The 6,655-nt window shown below is 36.8% G+C and carries 5 protein-coding genes; 2 read left to right on the top strand and 3 right to left on the bottom strand.

All coding sequences use genetic code 11. The annotated features are described in order from the left end of the window. A partial coding sequence (locus ACFIL8_RS03205) for an SPOR domain-containing protein (protein WP_375688891.1) occupies positions 1 to 2,204 on the top strand: 2,204 nt, incomplete at its 5' end. Between the two features lie 177 nt (positions 2,205 to 2,381). Here ACFIL8_RS03205 and ACFIL8_RS03200 read toward each other — a convergent pair. Continuing rightward, entirely contained in the window at positions 2,382 to 2,657 is a 276-nt protein-coding gene (locus ACFIL8_RS03200) for a hypothetical protein (protein ID WP_375627800.1), read from the bottom strand. A 310-nt stretch (positions 2,658 to 2,967) separates the two neighbouring features. On the opposite strand from ACFIL8_RS03200, the gene ACFIL8_RS03195 reads away from it, so the two are divergent. Further along, a complete protein-coding gene (locus tag ACFIL8_RS03195; protein ID WP_375685960.1) occupies positions 2,968 to 4,074 on the top strand; it encodes a branched-chain amino acid aminotransferase in 1,107 nt (368 codons plus the stop codon). Between the two features lie 105 nt (positions 4,075 to 4,179). Here the strand turns inward: ACFIL8_RS03195 and glpX are convergent, their stop codons facing one another. Together glpX and ACFIL8_RS03185 are read right to left on the bottom strand one after the other, a co-directional pair. Then, positions 4,180 to 5,166, bottom strand: a complete 987-nt coding sequence (gene glpX / locus ACFIL8_RS03190) for a class II fructose-bisphosphatase (protein ID WP_375617770.1) — start codon at positions 5,164 to 5,166, stop codon at positions 4,180 to 4,182. A 142-nt stretch (positions 5,167 to 5,308) separates the two neighbouring features. Continuing rightward, the gene (locus ACFIL8_RS03185; protein ID WP_375645814.1) at positions 5,309 to 6,625 is read right to left on the bottom strand and encodes a homoserine dehydrogenase; all 1,317 of its coding nucleotides are present in this window, start codon (positions 6,623 to 6,625) and stop codon (positions 5,309 to 5,311) included. Positions 6,626 to 6,655: the final 30 nt, after the last annotated feature.

Below are 6,655 nucleotides of genomic sequence, written 5' to 3'. Positions count from 1 at the left end.
CTTCTTTCAACCATTCAAAACAAAATAATTTATCTGAAGAGAAATATTCTTCACCTAGCAGTCATGATGAAGAACAAATTTTAGATGAGCTTTCTCCATTACCAATCCCAAAGAATCAATCACATCAACAGAAAAAAACAGCAACCAATGCTGATCCTTTTCTTGAAAAAAGTAATCTTATGTCACAATCAGAATCAGAAAATTTCTTTTTTGATAAATCTGAAAGGCACGAAAATAAGAGAGAGACGCCAGAAGATGTTGAACAAACCAATCGTTTTTCACAAATAAATTCACAACAACCTGAGACTACGAATATACAAAAAACTTATGAGGACAATCAAAACCTCTATGACACTCCTATAAACCATCCCTATAAAATTTCAGCTGATCAAGAAAATTGGATTAAAAAAGATTATCCTGATGTCTCCTCTTCTACAGAGGAAAATGAGTTTTTTTCATCTTCTAATCTTGTGTCAGAAAGACAAAACACTGCAAGAAATCAAACAACAAGTACCTTCTCCTCACCTTTAGATTCTCCACCAGTTGATAGACAATCTTATTTAAAGGGAGCTTCACAAGAAGATCATACAACCAATTATCCCCATTTTTTTGCAGCCCCCCCCTCACAACAAGAAACTTATGGCGAAAAAGTTCCGATATATGATGAGGCTCGAGCCCAATACATCAATAACGCCGAAGGTGCCTCTAACCCAAATAGAGAAATTTCATATAATGAAAATAATTTAGATGAGTTTCTTTCCTCATCCCCCTCTTTAAATACAAAACAAACGGATGGCTTTTTTGCCCATAACTATACGCACAGAGATACTCCCCCTCCCAATGTTGATACTTATAAATTTTCAGAGGAAATCGTAGAAAAAACTGGTCCTATTATGGTTCCAGAAGTCCCGTATGAAGCGCCAGAATATGATGTGCCAACTAATGGTGGTTTAGAAGAAGAATTTGCTGATGTACTCAATGTAGGGAATGTCCCAACGGATAATTTTTCTCAAAAAAAACAGAAAAACGAGGTTTTTAGTGAAGTTTTTCATCAGTCTATGCAAAATTCAAAAGAAGGTGTTTATATAAACTCTAAAGAACAAAATTCCGACTATTTTTCTTCTGCCAATATGGAATATAATTTTCCCTCTTTTAGCGAGAATTCATCATACACAAACTCAGATGAGGTTCCCACACCTCCATCAGCTCCTCCTCCCTTAAAAAGTTTTATTTTTGGTAAAACTTTCATTAAAGGTTTTTTTATACTTATTTTAATAGGACTTGGGTTTGCTGGTTATTCTCATTTTTTTATGCCATCACAAAAAAATGAAGAAACGGTCATTATCCACGCTGATAATACGCCTTTTAAATTCAAACCAGAAACAACTGAAACGAAAAATGATGTTGCACATAATTTAGATATTTATAAACAAACAACTGAACAAAATGAGAAACAAGAAAATACACAACAATTTCTTATTGATAACTCTGAACAACCTGAAAATTTAAAAGAATTAAACCCTGAAGAATCTTCAAGCGTTTCCTCATCGTCTTTAAATGAATCTGATGTTGAAGATGCAGTCACAGAAGCCATAAATCATACTATTCCAATGCGAGAAGTACAAACTGTTATTGTCAATCAAGATGGTACAGTTACACTAGCCTCCGCGCATCAAACAAACAGCAAAACTGCTGCTCAATCTGAAGAAAGCATTGATCAAACTTCTAATGAACTTCAAGATTCGTCCCTTGTTTCGTCGCATGATTCTGATATAAACGACCAAGAAAGAGATCATGATCTCAAAAATAATATTGATAAAATAATCGCAGAAAATAATTCTAGCTCAAATATTGAAGAAAAATTTATCCCTATCCCTTCCCATGCAGAAAGAAATACACAAGTTGAAACACCAGCCGCGTCTCGCCCCATATCACCAAACAGAGTCGCAGCACAAAATTCAGAAAGTTATTACGTACAACTTGCATCTCAACCAACGTATGAGCTCGCTAGAAATTCTTTAAAAAATATGAAATCTAAATTTGGATTCCTTATCGGTGCCCGTTCTTTAAATATTCAATCCGCTTTTATACCAGGAAAAGGTACTTATTACCGTGTTCGGATTCAAGCGCAAGACCGTAATGAAGCCATAATCCTTTGTGAATCCATTAAAAGTTCTGGTGGAAGCTGCTTCATCACACGCTAAACCAATAATGCAACGGTTTTAACAACCGTTGCATTATTTATTTCCATACCATTTAATTACTTATCAAAAACTTCAGAAATTAAAATCATTCCTCTCTTTTTTATGTCTTTGTGCTGACTTTATTCCTTAATCTACGTCGATTTTCGCCCTATCTAAAAGATTATATTTACGAAAAAATTACTCCGTACCCTTATAGGTATAAGGTACAGGAGGAAGCGAATTTAAATCTTTTTTGGGCGTTGTTACACTTTGGCTTGTTTCTGGGGTATTATAACGCGAACTATGTTCAGGAGATTTTGCAAAAAAAGATCCTAAAAAACCAAAAATAAACCAGATAATAACCATCGCAAGAAGAATAGCAAAAATACCCTTAGCGATTGAAACAGGTTGTTCATGACCTCTTCTTTCTGCGGCCATACGTTCTTCATATGTGTGATAATTTTTATCAATCATAGTGGATTCCTTTTCTCAATTCCCTTACCTTTAAATTTCTAGAAAATATGCATATATGCAATTATTCAGATACTTATTGTGAGAAAACGATAATTATAAACAAAAGTTCCAGTTTACTTCATAAAGTTGAGAAAAAGAAGCGAGGATAGAATTAAAATATCTACCCTACTCTAGCCTTTGAATTCTATAATAAACCCCTTTGTATTCTATAATAAAACATTGACACAAAGGTTTTGTTAATAATAGAGTTATAATCAAAATATTTCATTATTTTTATTAATAAAAATGAAACATACTCAAAAGGTTTTTTATGAAATCTCCCATATCATCGCTTCCCTTTAAAATAGAAAAACACCCATCTCCTCTGTCAGAAGAAAAATATGAAGAAATTTTAAAAAGTCCCGGTTTTGGTCAATTTTTTACAGACCACATGTGTACTATTCAATGGACTGAAGACAAAGGCTGGCACAATGCCGTCATTTCTCAATACAAAGCTTTAGAAATTAACCCTGCAAGTACCGTTTTACATTACGGACAGGAAATTTTTGAGGGTTTAAAAGCATATCGTGCAAAAGATGGACGCATCTTGCTCTTCCGTCCTGATGCCAATGCACAACGCTTTATAGAATCAGCGAGGCGTTTAGCTATGCCAGAATTGCCAAAAGATATTTTTCTGGATGCCGTTCATCAATTAGTAAAGATTGATCAAAAATGGGTTTCTGATCAGCCCAACGCTAGCCTCTATATCCGTCCATTTATGTTTGGCAATGAAAACTTTTTGGGAGTCCGCCCTTCTCAAGAATATCTTTTTTGTGTCATAGCCTCTCCAGTTGAATCCTATTTCAAAGGAGAAGAAAAATCTGTCAGCGTCTGGATTGAAACAGATTATAGTCGTGCCGGTCCAAGAGGAACAGGGGCTGCCAAATGTGGTGGAAACTATGCAGCAAGCTTACTGGCACAAAAAACTGCAACTGAAAATAATTGTAGCCAAGTACTCTTCCTTGATATGATTGAACATAAATGGATTGAAGAACTTGGTGGTATGAATGTCTGCTTTATTATGGACAATAATACACTTGTAACCCCCCCACTTAATGGAACTATCCTTCCAGGGATAACCCGTGATTCAATCTTAAGGTTAGCTCAACAAATGGGATTAAAAATAGAAGAGCGTCCTTATTCTTTTACAGCGCTTCAAGAAGATGCAAAGAGTGGACACCTTAAAGAAGCCTTTGCTTGTGGTACAGCTGCCGTTGTCACATCAATTGGTCGTTTTAGATATAAAGGGGGAGAATTTATTATTGGAAATGAAACAGTTGGAGAAGTTACAAAGCAGCTTCGTACACAATTGGTTGGCATTCAAAAAGGGAACATAGAAGATAAAAATGGCTGGGTACATTCTGTCCAGATCTCATAATATTTAAGGTATTCTCATATCTATAAACGCTTCCATGAAAGTAGATTCATGGAAGCGTTTTTCCTAGAAAAACTCCCTCTATTTTTAGTGACAAAAAAGAAAGCATTAATCAAATTTCGAATGATTTCTATGCTTTGCTTTAATATTACGGACTGTACCCGTATGGGAGCGCATTACGAGAGTTTCCGTTTGAATGTAACGAGATGTAAATTTAACACCAGAAAGCATATTGCCATCTGTCACCCCTGTTGCTGAAAACAAAACATCACCCTTTGCCATTTCTTCCATTGTATAAACCTTATTGGGATCACTAATCCCCATTTTAGCTGCACGAGCAATTTTCTCTTCTGTATCAAGCAGCAAACGACCTTGCATCTGTCCTCCAATGCAGCGCAAAGCAGCAGAAGCTAAGACACCTTCAGGTGCTCCACCAATCCCCATATAGATATCAATACCTGTTTCTTCTGGATCAGTTGTATCAATAACAGCAGCCACATCTCCATCCCCAATCAAGCGAATCGACGCCCCTGTCGCTCGTACTTCATTAACCAATTTTTCATGACGAGGTCTATCCATAATACAAACAACAATCTGATTAACAGTCACTCCTTTAGCCTTCGCAAGAGCATGTATATTATCGGTAGGACAAGCATCTATATCGACTACTCCCTTTGGATAACCAGGACCAATAGCAATTTTGTTCATATAAACATCAGGGGCATAAAGGAGATTACCCTTTTCAGCAATTGCAACTACTGCCAAAGAATTGGCAATATTTTTAGCACAAAGTGTTGTACCCTCTAGTGGATCAAGTGCAATATCGATCGCCAATCCACTTTGAAGACCTACTTTTTCTCCAATATAAAGCATAGGCGCTTCATCCCGCTCACCTTCACCAATCACCACTGTACCATCAATAGGCAATCGATTAAGTTCCTGCCGCATTGCATCTACAGCAGCTTGATCCGCTGCCTTTTCATCGCCACGTCCGCGCCAGCGTGCAGCAGCAACAGCAGCACGTTCAGTAACACGTACCAATTCAAGCGTCAAAATACGATCAAGTCCATTTAAAATCTTCTGAGTTGTGGGCATATGAAAAAATCCTACCGAATGAATACCAGAAAAAATATGAGTCCTTATTAAATACTAAGAATAAAGTTTTTTGGCAAAGATGAAAATTTTCCACAAGAGATAAAAGAACTCAAGCGTGCTTTTTTTATTATCAAGAAAGTTATCAATTCTTTGCCATAGGTTCAATACGAATAAATTGAGATTTTGCAACAAGATGTCCATCTTTTTCAATTTCTGCAAGTGCCTGTCGTACATTCACCTCTGTTGTTTCGTGCGTAATTAAAATAATTGTTTTTTCAATTTGATCTTCTACAAAAGATCTTTGAACAATCGACTCCAATGAGATGTGATTATCAGCCATATGCCTTGCGACCTCGGCAAAAACACCAGTACGATCATGAACATTTAAACGAATAAAATAACCACCTGCATGATGCGAAATACGTGCTTTTTTATGAGGAGCAAGTTCTAATGCTGGACGTCTTAAAACAGGTGCATACTGAAAACCAGAACGTGCTTTTGCTATATCAGCCAAATCACCAATAACGGCTGATGCTGTTGCCTTTCCTCCGGCGCCAGGACCAGAAAACAGTAATTCACCTAATAAATCACTTTGAATAGAAAGAGCATTGGTTACACCATTTATCTGTGCAATCATTGAGGATGTTGGTACCATTGTTGGATGAACGCGTTGCTCTATTCCAGAATCCGTTTTTAATGCAACCCCTAAAAGCTTAATCCGATACCCCAATTCATCAGCTGCTCGAATATCAATTTGCGAAATATTATGAATTCCTTCAACATAAACATCATCTAACGAAACAGCAGTTCCAAATGCCAAGCTTGTCAACAAAGCTAATTTATGAGCAGTATCATTTCCCTCAATATCAAAACTTGGATCTGCTTCAGCATACCCAAGTCTCTGTGCATCTGCTAAACAATCTTTAAATGAAAGACCTTCCGTAAACATACGTGTTAATATATAATTACAGGTTCCATTGAGAATACCATAAATTCGCGATATGCGATTACTAACAAGTGATTCTCTCATCGCTTTGATAACAGGAATCCCCCCTGCAACAGCTGCTTCAAAATGAAGAAAAACACCTTTTTTTTCTGCAATTATAGCCAGCTCTACTCCATGTCGAGCAAGAAGAGCTTTATTGGCTGTTACAACATGATGTCCCGCCTCAAGCGCTCTCTTAACAGCGGTATACACCACATCCAATTCACCACCAATTAACTCTACAAAAACATCAATCTCATCAGAAGCAGCCAACTCCACAGGTGAATCAAACCATTTTATACCACTAAGATCAATTCCACGATTGCGACCTTTATCACGCGCACTAACAGCAACAACTTTGATGAATCGCCCACATTGACAAGCTAAACTATTCGCTTTTTCAAATAGAGTTCGAACAACTGAAGTACCAACTGTACCAAGTCCCGCAACACCAACCTTTAAAGCTTCTGCCATTATTAACCACTGATCCCTATCTTCATTGAA

It is taken from the genome of Bartonella sp. AP57NXGY (genome assembly GCF_042195805.1).
GTDB lineage: Bacteria > Pseudomonadota > Alphaproteobacteria > Rhizobiales > Rhizobiaceae > Bartonella.
Note: the sequence above shows the minus strand (reverse complement) of the source record. Positions and strands in the feature narration are given on the sequence as shown.

Bases quoted from the DNA above. Each gene is read 5' to 3' on its own strand.
- ACFIL8_RS03200 (WP_375627800.1), bottom strand. From the start codon at position 2,657: ATGATTGATAAAAATTATCACACATATGAAGAACGTATGGCCGCAGAA.
- ACFIL8_RS03195 (WP_375685960.1), top strand. From the start codon at position 2,968: ATGAAATCTCCCATATCATCGCTTCCCTTTAAAATAGAAAAACACCCA.
- glpX (WP_375617770.1), bottom strand. From the start codon at position 5,166: ATGCCCACAACTCAGAAGATTTTAAATGGACTTGATCGTATTTTGACG.
- ACFIL8_RS03185 (WP_375645814.1), bottom strand. From the start codon at position 6,625: ATGGCAGAAGCTTTAAAGGTTGGTGTTGCGGGACTTGGTACAGTTGGT.